The 17704-nt window shown below is 31.1% G+C and carries 19 protein-coding genes; 2 read left to right on the top strand and 17 right to left on the bottom strand.

Annotated elements, in window-relative coordinates:
- Positions 1-84 precede the first annotated feature (84 nt).
- On the top strand, positions 85-2043 hold the full coding sequence (locus tag NSQ15_RS03400; protein WP_124760854.1) for an IucA/IucC family protein: 1959 nt from the start codon (positions 85-87) through the stop codon (positions 2041-2043).
- A gap of 138 nt (positions 2044-2181) precedes the next feature.
- Here the strand turns inward: NSQ15_RS03400 and NSQ15_RS03395 are convergent, their stop codons facing one another.
- The 14 genes from NSQ15_RS03395 to NSQ15_RS03330 form a co-directional block, all read right to left on the bottom strand.
- A complete protein-coding gene (locus tag NSQ15_RS03395) occupies positions 2182-2697 on the bottom strand; it encodes an Asp23/Gls24 family envelope stress response protein (RefSeq protein WP_017638482.1) in 516 nt (171 codons plus the stop codon).
- A gap of 84 nt (positions 2698-2781) precedes the next feature.
- The gene (locus tag NSQ15_RS03390) at positions 2782-3021 is read right to left on the bottom strand and encodes a DUF2273 domain-containing protein (protein WP_002450482.1); all 240 of its coding nucleotides are present in this window, start codon (positions 3019-3021) and stop codon (positions 2782-2784) included.
- A 12-nt stretch (positions 3022-3033) separates the two neighbouring features.
- Positions 3034-3570: an alkaline shock response membrane anchor protein AmaP gene (amaP, locus tag NSQ15_RS03385; RefSeq protein WP_017638481.1), complete on the bottom strand. Its 537-nt coding sequence runs from the start codon at positions 3568-3570 to the stop codon at positions 3034-3036.
- Between the two features lie 346 nt (positions 3571-3916).
- On the bottom strand, positions 3917-4924 hold the full coding sequence (locus NSQ15_RS03380; RefSeq protein ID WP_070453718.1) for a zinc-binding alcohol dehydrogenase family protein: 1008 nt from the start codon (positions 4922-4924) through the stop codon (positions 3917-3919).
- A gap of 66 nt (positions 4925-4990) precedes the next feature.
- Positions 4991-5998, bottom strand: coding sequence for an NADP-dependent oxidoreductase (locus tag NSQ15_RS03375; RefSeq protein ID WP_340746939.1), 1008 nt, complete (start codon positions 5996-5998; stop codon positions 4991-4993).
- Between the two features lie 226 nt (positions 5999-6224).
- Positions 6225-7085: an alpha/beta hydrolase gene (locus NSQ15_RS03370; RefSeq protein ID WP_070453712.1), complete on the bottom strand. Its 861-nt coding sequence runs from the start codon at positions 7083-7085 to the stop codon at positions 6225-6227.
- A 106-nt stretch (positions 7086-7191) separates the two neighbouring features.
- Positions 7192-8601 carry a 6-phospho-beta-galactosidase gene (gene lacG, locus NSQ15_RS03365; RefSeq protein ID WP_340746938.1) on the bottom strand — a complete coding sequence of 470 codons (1410 nt, stop codon included), beginning with the start codon at positions 8599-8601 and terminating at the stop codon, positions 7192-7194.
- Between the two features lie 36 nt (positions 8602-8637).
- Complete coding sequence (locus tag NSQ15_RS03360) at positions 8638-10341, bottom strand: lactose-specific PTS transporter subunit EIIC (RefSeq protein ID WP_340746937.1); 1704 nt, start codon at positions 10339-10341, stop codon at positions 8638-8640.
- Positions 10342-10346: 5 nt separating this feature from the next.
- Positions 10347-10658: a PTS lactose/cellobiose transporter subunit IIA gene (locus NSQ15_RS03355; RefSeq protein ID WP_023373578.1), complete on the bottom strand. Its 312-nt coding sequence runs from the start codon at positions 10656-10658 to the stop codon at positions 10347-10349.
- Between the two features lie 31 nt (positions 10659-10689).
- Complete coding sequence (lacD, locus tag NSQ15_RS03350; protein ID WP_029055871.1) at positions 10690-11661, bottom strand: tagatose-bisphosphate aldolase; 972 nt, start codon at positions 11659-11661, stop codon at positions 10690-10692.
- 3 nt (positions 11662-11664) lie between these two features.
- Positions 11665-12597, bottom strand: coding sequence for a tagatose-6-phosphate kinase (gene lacC / locus NSQ15_RS03345; RefSeq protein ID WP_017638474.1), 933 nt, complete (start codon positions 12595-12597; stop codon positions 11665-11667).
- Between the two features lie 12 nt (positions 12598-12609).
- On the bottom strand, positions 12610-13125 hold the full coding sequence (gene lacB / locus NSQ15_RS03340; RefSeq protein WP_017638473.1) for a galactose-6-phosphate isomerase subunit LacB: 516 nt from the start codon (positions 13123-13125) through the stop codon (positions 12610-12612).
- Between the two features lie 50 nt (positions 13126-13175).
- Positions 13176-13571, bottom strand: coding sequence for a galactose-6-phosphate isomerase subunit LacA (gene lacA, locus NSQ15_RS03335; protein WP_340746936.1), 396 nt, complete (start codon positions 13569-13571; stop codon positions 13176-13178).
- A 285-nt stretch (positions 13572-13856) separates the two neighbouring features.
- Positions 13857-14612, bottom strand: a complete 756-nt coding sequence (locus tag NSQ15_RS03330) for a DeoR/GlpR family DNA-binding transcription regulator (RefSeq protein ID WP_340746935.1) — start codon at positions 14610-14612, stop codon at positions 13857-13859.
- Between the two features lie 272 nt (positions 14613-14884).
- On the opposite strand from NSQ15_RS03330, the gene NSQ15_RS03325 reads away from it, so the two are divergent.
- Positions 14885-15613 carry an NAD-dependent protein deacylase gene (locus NSQ15_RS03325; RefSeq protein ID WP_070453695.1) on the top strand — a complete coding sequence of 243 codons (729 nt, stop codon included), beginning with the start codon at positions 14885-14887 and terminating at the stop codon, positions 15611-15613.
- Positions 15614-15659: 46 nt separating this feature from the next.
- On the opposite strand, the gene NSQ15_RS03320 is transcribed toward NSQ15_RS03325, so the two are convergent.
- The 3 genes from NSQ15_RS03320 to rplM all read right to left on the bottom strand — a co-directional run bounded on the left by NSQ15_RS03320 (position 15660) and on the right by rplM (position 17505).
- Positions 15660-16391, bottom strand: a complete 732-nt coding sequence (locus NSQ15_RS03320; protein ID WP_070453692.1) for a MerR family transcriptional regulator — start codon at positions 16389-16391, stop codon at positions 15660-15662.
- A 264-nt stretch (positions 16392-16655) separates the two neighbouring features.
- The gene (gene rpsI / locus NSQ15_RS03315; RefSeq protein ID WP_002450501.1) at positions 16656-17048 is read right to left on the bottom strand and encodes a 30S ribosomal protein S9; all 393 of its coding nucleotides are present in this window, start codon (positions 17046-17048) and stop codon (positions 16656-16658) included.
- Positions 17049-17067: 19 nt separating this feature from the next.
- The gene (gene rplM / locus NSQ15_RS03310) at positions 17068-17505 is read right to left on the bottom strand and encodes a 50S ribosomal protein L13 (RefSeq protein ID WP_029055868.1); all 438 of its coding nucleotides are present in this window, start codon (positions 17503-17505) and stop codon (positions 17068-17070) included.
- Between the last annotated feature and the right edge of the window lie 199 nt (positions 17506-17704).

Raw genomic sequence — 17704 nt, 5'->3', positions numbered from 1 at the left:
TAATTGATAATAATAATCATTATCATTAATATGGATTATACAAATCTTATTAATTTTTGTAAAATATTTTTTTAGAGGTGAAATATGAATTCAATTAAAAACACAAATAAAAATAATTTATATATGACTAAGGATGAGCAAGATGCATATGATTTCTTAAGTCAATCACATCCAGAATGGGCAAACCATTTTATTAATCAAATTGCTAATGGTCGCGATAAGGTTACACAGCGATTAGTTACATCTATACATAGAGAAAATCTTGTTCATGGTAATGATCATAGTAGAATACTTAATTCTGATAAAATTGAATCCTTACCTTGCGAAACTACTAATGTTTTAGAAATAGAATTTAAGTCTGCACAAAAATTACTATATGCCCCTATTAGTGGTCAGCATGCTTTCAATCGTGTAGATGTGAAAGGTCCATTTTTTTATAAATCTAATACAGAATCAAATCAGACATTTCATCGCGTAGAACATCCAAATGATATTCTAGATTGGATATTAATTGAAGCACCAGAATTAAATAATGAGGCAAGTAATCAATTTAAAGATGATTTAAATAATAGTGCGGCTAATATGATATTCGCAATGAGCTACCAGTCGTATTCAATGCAAGACGAGTCAAGAACTTTATTCGACATTATAAAAAGTGATGAGGACAGCTATTTACGATCTGAACAAGCTGTTATAGAAGGTCACCCACTACATCCCGGTGCTAAATTGAGAAAAGGTATGAATTCAAATGAAACATTTATGTATTCATCAGAATTCTCACAACCTATTTCGCTTAAAGTAATACTGATACATCATCGTTTTTGTAATGTTCAATCATTATCAATGTCATATAACGACACTATTAAGCAATTGTTCCCAAGTATGTATCAAAAACTTCAAGAGGAAATGCAACAACATCATCAGCTTAATATAGATGATTATCAAGTTATGATTGTCCACCCTTGGCAATATGATGAAGTTCTAGACCGAGATTATCACGATGAAATTGCTCAACAAATGATTATCAAATCACAATATACTTTACCTTATTATGCCGGTTTATCATTTAGAACTTTAATGCCTAAAGCGCCTAATAGTGATCCACATATCAAACTATCAACCAATGTTCATATCACAGGCGAGATTCGTACATTGTCTGAACAAACAACACATAACGGTCCTCTTATGACAAAAATTTTAAATCAAATTTTAAATACTGATGCAACATTCAAACCGTATGATTCATCAATTGTTGATGAAATTGCTGGCATTCACTTTTATAATTCTCATGATCAAGATCCGTTACAAACAGAACGTAGCGAACAACTAGGTACATTATTCAGAACAAATATTAATAGTCAACTTAAAAATGGAATAATATCTATGATTCCATCTAGTTTAGTATCTTATTATCCATACAATACAGAAGCACCAATCGTATCTCTGATAAAGTTATATCAAACTCATTATCAACATACGTCATATGAAAGTGCTGCTCGAGCATGGATGAAAGAATATAGTAAAGCGCTTTTAGGTATTGTAATGCCGCTATTAACCAAATATGGAATTGCGCTTGAAGCACATTTACAAAATTCAATTGTTCATTTTAATGAAGATGGTTCTTTAAATCACTTATATGTAAGAGATTTTGAAGGATTACGCATTGATAAAGCATATTTAAATGATATGGGATATTCAACAGATGATTTTCATGAAAAATCTCGCATTTTAACTAACTCTAAAACAACTGTATTTAATAAAGCATTCTATTCAACAGTACAAAATCATTTAGGTGAGTTAGTATTAACTGTTGCACAATCATCAAATTCTAATGATTTAGAAGCAAATATTTGGAAAGATATTGCAACTATCATAGAGCAAATTTTAAACGATATTACTCATATTTCAGAAGAAAGAATTTCAGAAATTAAAGACGTTATGTTTGCCAAAACGATTGATTATAAATGTGTTACAACAATGCGCTTAGAAGATGAAGCACATGAATATACTTATATCAAAGTGAACAATCCATTACATGTTTAATATATAGAATGTATAACGGTTATCAGATTGTTATTAATAAACCATATAACAAATAAAAAAATCCGAGAGACACTCATATGAAGGTCTCTCGGATTCTTTTATTTAATGATTGTTCAACCAACTAACTTGAATGACAGATTATTGTAAACCTTGTCTGTCGTTATTGTTGTTGTTTTGGTTGTTATCTTTTTCATGTTTTTGTTGCCATTCTTTTTTAGTCATTACATCGTCAACTTGCATGTTAACTTCTACAACTTCTAAACCAGTAATATATTTAACTTGTTCTTTAACTAAGTCTGTTACTTTACGGAAGATTTTAGGTGCTGATTCACCATATTCTAAGATTACTTTTAAGTCGATTGCAGCTTGTTTTTCGCCAACTTCAACAGAAACACCTGTTGTAACGTTATTACCACTTGAGAAAGCGTTAGTAAAGCTATCAGTGAATCCGCCTTTCATGTCTAAGATACCTTTAACTTCACGAGCTGCGATACCAGCGATTTTTTCAACAACTTCATCAGAGAAAGTTAATTTATTTTCAAATTGTGGTTGTTGATTTTCTTGTTGTTGTTTTTGTTGTTCTTGTTTTTCTTTTTCGTTAACACCTGTTTGGTTATCGTATGCTTGTTTTGCTTTATTGTTATCTACTGCCATTTTGCATTCTCCTTTATCAATAAAATGTTTAATTGTTAGTTTTATAAAAAGTTAATATGAATATCTTAAATGTCTAGAGTTACGTTAACTCCATCTATTTAGAAAATTCAAAAAGTCTTGTGTACGGTCTTTAATATACCCAATACCAATTCCTATTAAACATAAAACAATTATTAAGATTGTTTTCCAAAAACCTAAAGTTAGGAATAATATAGCTATAAGTAAAAATGCTAAAAATCCAATGATTCTCCATTTAAAAGTTTTCAATATGTTAATAAGTTGTTGCGTAGAGTCTTGTCCATTTTGGTTATTATTGTTAGCCATGATATCCCTCCCTTACAACACTCTTGGACCAGAAGTTTTCTGATCTTTGACGTTTACTTCTAATTTTCTTACAGGCATTTCAGTAAAGTGTTCAACATTCTGTTTAATATCTGAACGAATACTTTCTGTTAAAGATGTAGCTTGTACATTGTTTGGAACAAAGAAATCTGCTTTTATATCAATAAATGATTTCTTTTTCTTATTGTACATTTTTGAGACAACATTAGGTTGTCTAACTTGATCGTATTTTGCAATAGTATCGTAAACAGTTTTTTCAACAGCTTTTCTTGATACATATACATGTCCATCATCAAATTCTTTATACAATCCAGGTTTTCGATACGTAGGTTTGAATATGCTTAATACTAATATTAAACCGATTAATATTAATAATCCTGCTAGCCCAATCAATAGTGGTTGGAACCAATTGAATTGTAAGAAGTAGTCTTGGTATTGAGAAATACGACTGTCTTTAACATACATAAACAATAAGAAACCAACAATGACTACGATAAGTAAGCCAAGGATAAAGTTTTTAAGTCTTTTCACCTCGTATGACACCTCCTCAATTAATATTTTACTTTTTAGTATCACACAAAATGAGTACCCTATCATAAATAAAGTAAAACCAATAATTTAAAACTAATTTATCAGTTTTAATATTTAATTAAGTACTACTTATATGCTTTATTCCCAATTAATTGTTATTGAAAACGTTTATTTCAAAAAATCTTAAAATATTTTTTATCTTTAGTATTATTAATTACTAATAGAACAAATACGTTTTACTATTATTTCATAATATAATCTTTAAACCATATATTAACTAAAGAAGTCGATTGAATACTCGTGATATTCAATCGACTTTCCTTTAGTCAACTTATTTTTATTCAATTTAAATATTAATGACTAACTTACCTATCATTGATTGACTCTCTAATATTTGATGCGCTTTATATAAATTATCTTCAGTTAGACCATTTAATACTTGTGTCGTAGTTGGTTGATAATGTCCCTGTTCTACTTTAATAGCTATATCTTTTAAATATTCATGATGTTTAATCATGTCGTTTGTTTGATGAATAGGTCTAGCAAACATAAATTCATGTGAGAACGTAATGCTTTTAGGCTTAAGTAAGTTTAAATCTTGTTTATCATTAAAGGCTACTATAGTTGCAATATGACCTCGTGGTTTAATCATATCAATCATTTTTTCATAATACATATCAGTATTAAATGTACAGAAGATATAATCTACTTCATTAATATCATGTTCTATCAGTTGTTGTTTTAAATCTTCTTTATGATTTAAAACAATATCAGCGCCCAAATCATAACACCATTTTTGGGTTTCTTCTCTAGATGCAGTTGTTATCACATGTAATCCGTAATATTTAGCTATTTGTATAGTGATACTTCCAACTCCACCTGCACCATTAATAATCAATAAAGACTTATCTTTATTATCGTCTGGATTATATGAGATATTAAAGCAGTCAAATAATGTTTCTGATGCAGTGAGCCCTGTTAAAGGCAAACTCGTTGATTGTTCAGCTGAAATATTATTAGGTGCGTGTGCAACTAAGTTTTCTTGTATCAATTGATATTCAGCATTAGAACCATGTTGATTCGGTGAACCAGAATACATTAAAGTGTCTCCTACTTTGAACATTGTGACCTCATTTCCAACAGCTTCAACGGTGCCAACTGCATCAAAGCCTAGTATTCTAGGTGATTGTTCGACAGGCAACAGTCTTTGTTTCGTATCAACTGGGTTGACACTTATACTTTGTACTTTCACTAAAATATCATGTCCTGAAGGTGAGGGTGTATTCAACTGAAAAGTTTTAAACTGATTACCTTGATCTAAAGTAAATGGTTTTTCAAATCCTATTGCTTTCATATTAAGCCACCTCTATCAATATTTATAAATAAATATGAGTTTTGTTTTCTTTTAATTTTAAAGAATTTATTCAACATCTGCTACTTTAATTACTTGCTTACCGAAGTTATCTCCAGTAAATAAGTTTCTGAAAGCATTAGGAACTTTATCAAAACCTTCTTCAACTGATGTTTGTGTTTTAATTTTACCTTGTTGTACCAACTCTGCTAATTGTTCACTTGCATTTTTGAAATCATCGGCAAATTCGGCTACTAAGAATCCTCTCATCATAGCTTGTTTTTTCACTAATGTTCCTTGAATTCTTGGACCAATGTCTTCCTCAGGATGATTATATGCAGATATAGAACCACATACAGGTATACGCGCATGACGATTTAAATGTTTGAATACTTCATCACTAATTTGGCCGCCAACGTTTTCATAATATACATCAACGCCATCAGGTAATATTTGTTCTAGATTACTTGAAAATTGATTGTCTTTATAATCAATACCTGCATCAAATCCTAATGTGTCTGTTAGGTAAGATACTTTTTCTGATCCACCAGCAATACCAACAACGCGGCATCCTTTAATTTTAGCAATTTGACCTACAACAGAACCGACCGCTCCAGATGCCGCTGATACAACAACGGTTTCACCTTCTTGTGGACGACCGATATCTAATAACCCATGATAACCAGTTTGTCCTGGCATACCTAATACACTTAAATATAATTCTAGCGGTACCTCTGTAGATGGTACAACTCGTACTTTATCACTAGTTACAGTATTATATTTTTTCCATGGTAATACGCCGGTAACAATATCACCTTGTTTAAATCCATCTACTTGTGATGCAGTTACTTGTGCTACAACATGACTTTCTATAGTTTGTCCTATTTCAAATGGTTGAACATAAGAATCTCCTTTAGACATTCTTCCACGCATATATGGATCCACTGAAATATATAATGTTTTTAGTTGTACTTCACCATTTTTAGGCTCAGTAATATCTATGTCTTCATATTTGAATGTATCATCTTGTGGCATACCTTCAGGGTATTTATTAAAAATAATTTGTTTATTATCCATGAAATCATCCTTTTTAATTATTGATAATATTTAAATACCTCAATTCAAGATGTCTAAATCATGCCAACTTAATTGTATAAGAAAATAAAATTTTAAATTAAGAATGAATCGTGTTACTGATTTCTTAAAAAATATAAAAAAGTACAATCTCTAGCTGTTTTCGACTTAACCGTTTAATTCTAACAATTAAGTACGAATTCATATCAGTTAGAAACTGTACCTTTTTTTATTTAGCCCATAAAAATTCTACGATTTCATCGGCAACTTTTTTATTTTCGTGTAATTGACTATGTTGAGCAGATTTACCTGTATATTTAGATTCTTTATAACTTTTAACACTATTACCAATTAAGTATTGAAGTGACTTTGATGAACTATTAGAGACACGTCCATCCGAATGTGTGCCGTCTTTTAAATCTCCATATATATTCAATACCTTGATATCTTTATTTTTATAAATATTTTTCAGCGGTAATAATTCTTTAAAATTATCAGTCATTTTGTTTGGCTTACCATTTTTATCAACGCTAATTTCATTTACTTTTTCATTTAGATTTAATACGCCGTTAAAAGTACCTGCTATATTAACCTCTTTATTTAATTGTGGTAACTTTTTATCTGTACCATACATTTTCATGAAATATGCAAAGGATAAGTTGCCCATTGAATGACCTACGAAATTGTATTTCTTTATTTCATATTTTGACTTTAATTGGGATAAAACATTTTTAATATTTTTTGCGTTTTGTGATGTGTCCCCATTTTTATTATCTTCCAATTCTATTTTAATAATAGGGTTTATAGCTTTTGACTTCATATGTCCTTTGAAGTTAACTTCACCATTGCTATCTACCTTAGCTGTAATTACATTTTGGGTTACACCCTGTTGAGTTGCTTGTTTTACCATAAACGTTTCAGACTTTTCGCTTCCACCATATCCATGTAAAAAGATAGTAGCCGTATGACTTTTTATAAAACGTTGATCGTTTACTTTAGTAGAATGATGTTGACGTGTAATCATCACTGTAGCAATTGCAATGAATGCGATGATTAAAATACTTATAATTAATAGCCATTTTGCTTTCATTAGATTACCTCTTCTATTTTATATATTCTATTAGTATATAGTATTTTTACAACCACCGCACATAAAAACAAGGCGTATTATTTTAAATACACCTTGTTCTTATAGGTTATTTTATTTCTCTTGTTTCAGCTACTTGTTTATACCAATATGCGCTTTTCTTCGGATAACGTTCTTGTGTGTCAAAATCTACATAGAATAATCCATATCGTTTTTCATAACCATTTGACCATGAGAATACATCCATTAATGACCATAAGAAATAACCTTTTACATTAGCGCCATCTTTAATTGCATCAGCAATAACATTTAGATGTTGCTTAATGTAGTCAATTCTAGCATCATCATAAACTGTTTTTTCAGATTCAATAAATTCATCTTTATAGCCTAATCCATTTTCAGTGATATAGATTTTATGATAATTCGGATAATCTTTTACAACTCTCATAATTTGATCATATAAACCTTGAGGATAAATCATCCAATCCCAGTCCGTTCTAGGTACATCGACATCAAATTCTCTTTGACCAACACCTTTTAATTGGTATTTTGATCCACCTTTATCTCCAGTTGAATTATGTGTGATGAGACATTCACCATCATAAGCTTTCATCCAGTCACTCATGTAGTAATTGATACCTAAAAAGTCATTTAAATCTTTAGCAGCGTCTAAGATTTGATAATCTTCTTTAATATCTAATTTACCACCATTAACAGCTAAAATATGTTGAACACCTTCCATAGTTTCTCTTGAATATTTACCTAAATATGTTGCATCTAAAATAAATTTATTGTGAATGATGTCTTCTAATTCTGCTGCTCTAACGTCTTCTGGGTTGTTAGGATTTAATGGATATTTAGTCGGCAATGCATGTACAACACCAATTTCTCCTTTATAACCACCATCTTTAAATAACTTTACTGCTTTAGCATGTGCAACCATCATATTATGATGTGATTGAAATACTTTTCCGAAATCGTATGTAATTCCTGGTGGGAATTTTCCAACTAAGTATTGTCCATCACCAATAGGTCCAATTTCATTAAAAGTAGTCCAGTATTTTACTTCTGGAAACTCTTTGAAACAATATTCAGCATAATCTACAAAATATTCAATGGTTTTACGGTTTAAAAAATCACCATCTTTATGCAATACTTCTGGCGTATCAAAATGATGTAACGTAACAAATGGCTCTACATGACGTTTATGGCATTCTTTGAATAAATTATGATAGTATTCTACTCCTTTTGGATTAACTTCGCCAAATCCTTTAGGAAAAATTCTTGACCATGCAATTGATATACGGATACCATTAACACCAAACTTTTCACTTAATTCTAAATCAATTGGGTATCGATGATAAAAATCACTTGCTGGTTCAGCAGTATACCAGTAATTTTCTTCTAGATAAGTATCCCATGCAACACGTCCTTTACCATCAGTTTGAGTTGCTCCTTCTGCTTGATATGCGGCAGTCGCTCCACCAAAAATAAAATCTTCAGGTAATTGTTTAGTCATTATGAAAAACGCTCCTATCTAATTTTCAAATTGTTTTTATACAAATGCTAATGCTGCTTGTCCATCACGTGTTAAATTAATGTATTCGACACCTTGAGTTTTAACTAATTTAATACCTAATTTATCAGTGTCTTGTTTAATATCTTCAAAATTGGATGCTACTTGAGGTGCTAAAATGATTAATTGATAATCTTTCATAATATCGTTATGTGCACCATATCCTCCAGCAGCTGCTTTAACTGGAACATGATATTCTTCTGCTGCTTTATTAAGTGCATTAGCTAGTAATCCACTTGTTCCTCCCCCAGCACAAAGGACTAATACATTCGTTTGTTCTGTAATATTATTAGTTAAGTCAGGTGTTGACTCTGCTTCTCTATTAGAATGTGAAGCTAATATTGCATCTGCTTTTTTAGTATCAAAGTTAGCTGCTACTTTATCTTGTAATTCGCTATTACTTTCTTTATTACCAGCTTCTTCTTCTAAAATTTCATTATCATAAACTTTTAAGAATGGATAATAAATAATAATATCCACAATAATTAATACTAATGCTAAGACAAATGATAATAATGCAAATTGTGTACCCATGACGATACCTAAAGGTGCCGGTGTAGTCCACGGTAAATTAACAGAAAAACTATTCATCCCTAATACATCTACGAAAAATTTAAAGATCCATACGTTAACAATTGGTGTTAAAACAAAAGGAATAAAGAATACAGGGTTTAATACTAAAGGTGCACCAAATAAAATTGGTTCGTTAACACCAAAGAATGTAGGTACCACTGACGCACGACCAATAGCTCTGTTTCGTTTAGATTTTGCTATCCACATAAACATAAATGGAACTACTAATGTTGCACCTGTACCACCCATAGTTACGATAAACATTTGAGTACCAGAGGTAATAACATTGTCTGCGTGTTCACCCGCTTGAATTAACTTAAAGTTTGCTTCAATGTTTGCATATGTAATAGCTGCAATAGCTGGTTCTACAATAGATGGACCATGTATACCAACAAACCAGAACAAAGCAAATGCACCAAAGATAATTGTGATTCCAATCCATCCGTTTGCTGCAGTAAATAATGGTTCGAATACTTTAAGAACCGCTGCTGCAACATTAGTTTCGATTGTTGCTCTAACAGTTAAATCAAATCCATAAAGAATTAAAATGACTGCTGAAAATGGAAAAATATCTTTAAATACTTGAGATATGTTTGGAGGTACTTCTTTAGGCATTTTGATAGTAATATTACGTTTAATAAAGAAGTTATAAACAATAACAGTTACAAATGCAGAAATAAACGCTGTTAATAAACCTTTTGTTCCTAAAAATGCGTTTAAGAATCCACCTTCTTTAGCAGGATCTGCTGCTAAGAATAAAAATCCACAAATTGACGCAAGCATAGTAGAAATAAAGTTAATTTGATTCGTACTTTCTAACTTGCGGTTATATGAATCTGTTAAAGATTTGGCAGTTGTTCCAGCAACTAATAATGCTACAAGACCCATTGTGTAGTTATAAGGCTTCATTAAAATGCCTTCCATCTCTTTATCCCACTTAAAGCCAAATACATTCGGTACAAATGCAATCAATAGGAATAAACTTGAAAATAAAATAACAGGCATTGCTGATATAAAGCCATCACGAATGGCTCTTAAATAAATATTTCTCGATAACTTTTCAAAAAATGGTTTACCCTTTTCAATTTGAGCAATTAACTTTTTCATCAAGGTCTTCACCCTCTTTTATATAATTCAATTAAATGTGACATCACATCTTTTAATAATATAGTTGTCATTAAATGGTCTTGACCATGCATCATTGTCACACTATATGCGATATCCTCTCCTTGGGCTTCTTTAGCCAAAAGACTTGTTTGTGCTTTGTGCGCGTCTGCAATAAGACCTTTTCCTTCTTCAATTAAAGCTTCAGCTTTATCGAAGTCTTTATTTTGTGCAGCAGTCAATGCTTCTAAAAATTTAGACCGTGCATCTCCTGCAAAAGCAACTATTTCAAAACCAATTAATTGTACTTCTTCTCTATTCATGAGCGATATACTCCCCTCAATTTAAATTATGTTATTTCCAAGATGTCGCTGTTTGAGTTAGTACTTTGTTAAGATCATCTATATTTTTAAATCCTGTTGTTCTTAACCATTCACGTGCAGCGGCTTCACCTTGTTCAATATATACTTGAACTGCACCAGCCCATGTTGCACGGCCGCATAGTACACCATTAAATTTAGCCCCTGATTCATGTGCAAATTTTAATGTTTCTTGGAATAATTCTGCAGAAACACCTGCACTTAAATAAATGTATGGAAGATTCGTTGATGCTTCTTGATTTCTAAAATGTTGAGCCGCTTCTTCTTTGCTATAAACAACTTCTCCATCAGCAAATCCTTCAACATATTTCATATTTACTGGTACTTCAACTTTTAGTACGTCCACGTTAAAACGTGGTTCAGAGAACAATTTCATAGCTTCGTTAACCTTTCTAGGTTTAACTTTTGCGTATTCAACACTGCTATTATCTGAAATATTGTCATCATATGATAAAACTTCTAAGAAAAATGGGATGTCTTCTGCAACGCATTCAGAACCAATTCTTTCAATATATGCTTGTTTTTGAACATTGATATACTCATCATCATCAACGTCGTAGTAAAGTAAGAATTTGACTGCATCCGCGCCTTGTTCTTTTAAACGTTTAGCTGACCATTCAACTAAACAGTCAGGTAAGCGACCTTTAGCATTTACGTCATAACCTGTTTTTTCATATGCTAATAATAATCCGCAGTTTTTATTTCTAGCTTCAGTAGCTGGTAAACCATATTCTGGGTCTAATAAAATAGATGATGCATATTGTGTAAGTTCTTCAGCTACAAGTACTTTTAATTTTTCAATTTGTTCAACTGTTGGTTCAGTTGTTTGGAATTTAGACATCATTCGCTTTAAAGCACCACGTTGGTCAAATGCTAATGCTGAAATAACACCATTTTCATTACTTAATTGTGAAATTGCTGTCGTTTTATTTTGAGTTTTTACCATTATTTACACCTCTAATAATTCAATTTGATGATATAATTCGTCATAGTTTTTGATATTGACATATCCTGTACGTGATTCTTGAGCATTGAGCATACCTAAGGTGTTAGCTTTTTTGAGAAGTTCATCATCACTTTCATTGTTTAACAATGCAGAAGCTATACCGGCAACTGTAGAATCTCCAGAACCAACTGGATTTAATACTTTAATAGAAGGTATGTTGACTTTGTAATATTGATTATGATGCTTAGCGAACATACCCTTTGCTCCTAATGAAACAATGACCCATTCTATATCTTTGAATAATGAATCATTTACTGCTTGTTTTAGCCCATCTATACTTTCATCAACAGGTTGACCTAATAACTGATATAGTTCATCAATATTGGGTTTTATAACAGTTGGCTTATGTAATCCTTTTAAAGAAGATACTAATGTTTCTCCAGAGCTATCTAGTATTAATGGAACCTGTTCATCATGACATTTTCCAATAATCTTCAAATAGTAATTGTTATTTAAACCTTTAGGTAGACTTCCTGAAATAACAACCACTTTAGTTTGTCGAATCAATTCATCAACGTGTTCTAAGAAGTTTTGTCCTTCTTTTTTACTAATAGTTGGCCCTTTTTCCAAAATTTCCGTTTGCTTACCTTGATGTAAAATAGCAATACAATTTCTAGTAACATCTTTAATTTTGAAAAAAGAATGTTTAATATGTGAGTCTTCTAATTGTTGTTCAATAAATTCGCCCAGTTGACCACCGATTAATCCACTAGCTATAACTGATTCGTTTAGTTGATTCAATACTCGAGTTACATTGAGTCCTTTTCCGCCAGCAGTTTTATCAATGTTCGATACTCGATTCACAGTATCAAGCTGAAAATCTTCAATAGCATATGAAATATCTACAGACGGATTTAAAGTTAGTGTTAATATCATATGTGTCTTCCTTTAATCGTGATATTCGCCTTTATCCCATTTTTCTAAAAATTCATTAAAGAAATTAGGGTTCGTTTGGTCTTCGTTATGTGTTTCTAAATGTTTAATTTTCGCAATTAATTTTTCATTTTTTTCAGAAGGTTTATACTCTGCTTCAATGAAGGCTTCGATAATGTCACACATTAAAAGTTCACCAATGATTTTACCTCCAAAACCAATGACATTTGCATTTAGCTCTTCCTTGGCATAAAGGGCAGAAGTCATATCTCTTACAAGTGCGGCTCTAACACCTGGTACTTTATTAACTGCATTGTTTATACCAACACCAGTTCCACAAATACAAATACCTAGATCCGCATTCCCACTTGTTACTTGTTCACCCACTTTTTTACCAAAAATTGGGTAATGAGTTCGCGCGAAATCATATGTTCCTACATCGATAACTTCGTGACCTTTTGATTTCAAAAACTGTGAAACTTCCATTTTTGTATCAGTTACAATATGATCGCAACCTAATGCTATTTTCATTGTTAATCCTCCTCTAATTAGCACATTTTATTAAGCATATCTACGCGTATTTAGTGACGCCCGCCATCGTAGTGTCCATTAACAAAACCTTTAACTACATTTTGTGCCAATGTGTCCCCTACGATTTCTGAACCTAACGTAATCATTTTTGAGTTATTATGACCTCTTGTCATATATGCAGATCTTTCATCTGACACTTCCGCAGCGATCATACCTTTAATTTTTGTAGCAACCATAAAGCTCCCAACTCCGAACGCATCAATTGCGATTCCTAAATTGTCATCATTCTTTTGTACTTCTTTAGCAATGGCAAGTGTAGAATCTACAAAATCTAAATCTTTACCTTCAGTAACGTCTAAAATATCAAAATTACTTTCTACTAAATATGTTTTAATTAAATCTTTTAAACGCTTACCATCCACATCTGATCCAATTATGATTGTCATAGCAATTCTCCTTATCAAATATAGTCATTAAAAGCATCTTATATATATTTAAAGAAAAGGCTTTCAAATCTTTACGTTTAAATTATAAACTTAAACCAACATAAATTCAACATAATATGTTTGTATTTTGTTTGAATTAAACACTTTTCCAAACATTTGTAGCTAAATATTCGATTTTTCACAGAAAAATGTTTTATTATGTTGAAATTCGTTTAATAAGTAATTATTTCAAACAAAAAACCTCGAATCGTTTGATTCGAGGTCATTTATTCTGAAAGTAATATATTATTCTACTACTTCTATATATGTTTTAATTTGTTCTAGCTTCTCTTGTTCTTGATTATCCATTATAACTGCGGTCAGATCATCCAAGTGACAAATTGAAGTAAAATCATTTTTTCCTATTTTGGTATGATCTACTAGTAAATATTTTTCAACTGAATGTTCTACTGCAAGTTGCTGTGTGTAGGCTTCATCTAAAGAAGACGTCATAACACTACCTTTATTAACACCATTACTACTAAAAAACATTTTACAAAAACGAAGCTTCTCTAATACTGAGTTTGCCATTTCACCTACAAACGCTTCTGTTAAATGTCTCATTTCTCCACCTAGTAAATAAACTCTGAAATTGGTTGTTTGTTTCTCTAATAATATCTTATAAACGGGCAAACAATTTGTTATCACCGTTAAAGAATGATGGTTTATTTCTTCGGCAAGAACTTCAATCGTCGTTCCTGGTCCAAAAAATAATGTATCACCATCTTCAATTAAACTGGCTGCTTTTTTAGCAATATATCTTTTTTCTTCAATTTGGTGTGTGTGCTTTTCTTTATGTGACATTTCTTTATATTGAAAATTTGAATTACTACGTGCTCCACCATGTATTTTCGTTAAAACACCTTGGTTTTCTAATTCAACTAAATCTCTTCTTACTGTCATATCAGAAACATTTAAACCTTCAACGATTTCATTGGTCCTCACTGTTCCTTTTTTATTGACTAGCTTAGCAATCTCATCTAAACGTTCGTGCTTATTCACTAAATAAATACCTCCTTACATTAGGCCAGTGTCATCATTCAATTTCCATCTTTTATCAATATTCATGATTATTCAATAGTAAAAATACTGAATCTACCTAATCATTTACTAATTTTAATTGTATGCAAAATACATTGTTCAACTGTATTTTAATAGTATGTATAAAATCACTTCAATATCTTTAACATTATTACTATAATATATAAATGTAAAGAAGTCATATGTTAAAAGTGATATGCTGTATAATCTATTTTTTACAAGAAGGTGTATTTTTGAATAATAAAATTGAAAGTTTAAAACAACTAATTGATAACTCTGAGAAAATTGTATTCTTTACGGGTGCTGGTGTATCTGTAGCAAGTGGCGTTCCAGATTTCAGATCTATGGGAGGCCTATTTGATGAAATTTCAAAAGACGGCTATTCACCAGAATATCTATTAAGCCATGATTATTTTGAAGACGATCCTGATGGATTTATCAATTTTTGTCATAAAAGATTAATTTATGCTGATAAATTACCTAATAGTGTACATGAATGGATTGCTCATTTAGAACACAACGGTCAATCTCTAGGGGTTATTACTCAAAATATTGATGGATTTCATTCAGATGCAGGCAGTAAGCATGTTGATGAATTACATGGAACATTAAACAGATTCTATTGTCCTAAATGTCATAAGTCATACACTAAAAAAGACGTGCTTGATAGACAGTTAAAACAATGTGACGCATGTGGTAGTACTATTAGACCTGACATTGTTCTGTATGGTGAAATGTTGGACCAATCAGTGATTATGAATGCATTACAAAAAATCGAAAATGCAGATGCGTTGGTTGTACTTGGTACTTCACTAGTTGTGCAACCTGCTGCTGGATTAGTATCAAATTTTAAAGGTGACAATCTAGTTATTATCAATAAAGATGCAACTCCTTATGACAATGATGCCTCACTTGTCATCAATGAGGATATGGTTGAAGTCATTGACCAACTGAATAGTTAAAATTAACAAGCACTTCCCGACTTTTTCGAGAAGTGCTTTTATTTTATTATTGAACTTGCGATAAATGATAATTGACGGCTTTAGATATGAAACGGGTAAGCTGAGGATTATTAAATTTCTTGAAATAATTTTTGAATCTCACATCGTTATGATAAGTGTCAGCAATCAAACATAGTAATTCATTATCAAAATGAGTATATAGATTCATCAGTTCTTTCCACTCATATACAACATCTTTCATTTCACTAATATTAACTTTATTTAATGCTAAGCCATTAAACTTTTCAAAAATTTGATCTAATCTTTCTATATTTTCTTTATTTGAAAGTAATTGATCATTATGTTTATTAGTATACGTTTTGTAAACATCTAAATTTTCATATTTTATCTTTGCTTCTTCTTGATATTGTTTGTAAGGTACATGATTCAATTCTTCAATTTCTACAATTGGTATATTATTAATGAATTTTTCAATTGCTATTCTCGAATTTTCTAAATTATTTATTTTTTGAGTTAGACTCACTTTTTGATTTTCTAATACAGATTTTAATTGTTCATCATTATAATCAATAACTTCATATATTTCTTTTATACTCATATCTAAATTTTTAAGTAATAATATTTTTTGAAGTCTAACTAAATCATTTTGATTATAAACCCTATAATTATTTTCGTTCTTTTGTACTTTTAATAAACCAATCTCATCATAATAATGTAATGTTCGCTTTGTTACTCCAGTAATATCCATAATTTGTTTTAAACTATATTGAAATTCCAAAATTTCTCACCTCGCTTAAAAATTTTATTTTCTTTTCCTTTAAACTAACTAAATAACTCATAACTTGATTAGTACTATTCATCTTAATCCCTCCATAAATTAAACATAAGGGATAACGTAACATCACTTTCAAGTATTAATTTAAAATTTATTTTATCCCAACAAAAAAAGCACTTCTCGAAGATTCGAGAAGTGCTTGATTTATCGTTCTTATTAATTGTAAACAAATCTGATAGCGAAAAACTTCGCAATAATTTGTATATATTAACGTTTTGAGAATTGAGGAGAACGACGAGCTTTTTTAAGACCTGGTTTTTTACGTTCTTTCATACGTGGGTCACGTGTTAATAATCCAGCGCGTTTTAAAGAACCTCTGTATTCAGGATCTGCTTCTAATAATGCACGAGCGATTCCGTGACGGATAGCTTGTGCTTGTCCTGTGAATCCACCACCGTGAACGTTAACTAAAACGTCATAGTTACCTTTAGTTTCAGTAACATCGAATGGTTGGTTTAAGTCTAAGATTAATGATTCAAATGGTAAGTAGTCACGTACGTCACGGTTGTTAACTTTGATGTTACCTTCACCTGGTACTAAACGTACACGTGCTACTGAGTTTTTACGACGGCCTGTGCCTTTATATTCAACTTGTGCCAATGTAATTTCCTCCTTCTAATTAACCACGTAACTCGTAGTTTTCTGGTTGTTGTGCAGCGTGTGGATGTTCAGCGCCACCATATACAAATAATTTTTTACCTTGTTTTTCACCTAAACGGCTGCTTGGTAGCATACCTTTAATTGAAGTTTCAAGTAAACGTTCTGGGTTTGTTCTTCTTAATTCACCAGCAGAGATTGATTTTAAACCACCTGGGTGATTTGAGTGACGGTAATACATTTTGTCTTGCTCTTTGTTACCAGTGAATTCGATTTTTGAAGCGTTGATGATGATTACATAATCACCTGTATCAACGTGTGGTGTATAAGTTACTTTATTTTTACCGCGTAAGATAGATGCTACTTCTGATGATAAACGACCTAATGTTTGGCCTTCAGCATCGATAACATACCATTTGCGCTCAATGTTTGATTCATTTGCCATAAATGTTTGACGCATAATAATTGTCCTCCTAAAAATAAATGCTTCGTTTTAGTCTCTAGACAAAATTGCTTAACCTAAGTTACTTTGTATTGTCTAAATTCTATTTGTTTGAATTAAAAATTTGTTACGATTTAAAGCGTAGATTTCATTTATTTTGTTAACTGTTGTTCTATTTTGCTTATATATCTTGTAACACAATAAGATTCCGGGGCTT

The sequence above is a fragment of the Staphylococcus sp. FSL W8-0774 genome (genome assembly GCF_038006785.1).
In the GTDB taxonomy this organism is placed as follows: Bacteria; Bacillota; Bacilli; order Staphylococcales; family Staphylococcaceae; genus Staphylococcus; species Staphylococcus pasteuri.
The sequence above is the reverse complement of the archived record's forward strand: the minus strand, read 5'-3'. Positions and strand labels throughout refer to the sequence as shown.

What these genes read in the sequence shown, in the direction of transcription:
- NSQ15_RS03400 (WP_124760854.1), top strand. Translation starts at nt 85, where the DNA reads ATGAATTCAATTAAAAACACAAATAAAAATAATTTATATATGACTAAG.
- NSQ15_RS03395 (WP_017638482.1), bottom strand. Translation starts at nt 2,697, where the DNA reads ATGGCAGTAGATAACAATAAAGCAAAACAAGCATACGATAACCAAACA.
- NSQ15_RS03390 (WP_002450482.1), bottom strand. Translation starts at nt 3,021, where the DNA reads ATGGCTAACAATAATAACCAAAATGGACAAGACTCTACGCAACAACTT.
- NSQ15_RS03380 (WP_070453718.1), bottom strand. Translation starts at nt 4,924, where the DNA reads ATGAAAGCAATAGGATTTGAAAAACCATTTACTTTAGATCAAGGTAAT.
- NSQ15_RS03375 (WP_340746939.1), bottom strand. Translation starts at nt 5,998, where the DNA reads ATGGATAATAAACAAATTATTTTTAATAAATACCCTGAAGGTATGCCA.
- NSQ15_RS03370 (WP_070453712.1), bottom strand. Translation starts at nt 7,085, where the DNA reads ATGAAAGCAAAATGGCTATTAATTATAAGTATTTTAATCATCGCATTC.
- lacG (WP_340746938.1), bottom strand. Translation starts at nt 8,601, where the DNA reads ATGACTAAACAATTACCTGAAGATTTTATTTTTGGTGGAGCGACTGCC.
- NSQ15_RS03355 (WP_023373578.1), bottom strand. Translation starts at nt 10,658, where the DNA reads ATGAATAGAGAAGAAGTACAATTAATTGGTTTTGAAATAGTTGCTTTT.
- lacD (WP_029055871.1), bottom strand. Translation starts at nt 11,661, where the DNA reads ATGGTAAAAACTCAAAATAAAACGACAGCAATTTCACAATTAAGTAAT.
- lacC (WP_017638474.1), bottom strand. Translation starts at nt 12,597, where the DNA reads ATGATATTAACACTAACTTTAAATCCGTCTGTAGATATTTCATATGCT.
- lacB (WP_017638473.1), bottom strand. Translation starts at nt 13,125, where the DNA reads ATGAAAATAGCATTAGGTTGCGATCATATTGTAACTGATACAAAAATG.
- lacA (WP_340746936.1), bottom strand. Translation starts at nt 13,571, where the DNA reads ATGACAATCATAATTGGATCAGATGTGGATGGTAAGCGTTTAAAAGAT.
- rplM (WP_029055868.1), bottom strand. Translation starts at nt 17,505, where the DNA reads ATGCGTCAAACATTTATGGCAAATGAATCAAACATTGAGCGCAAATGG.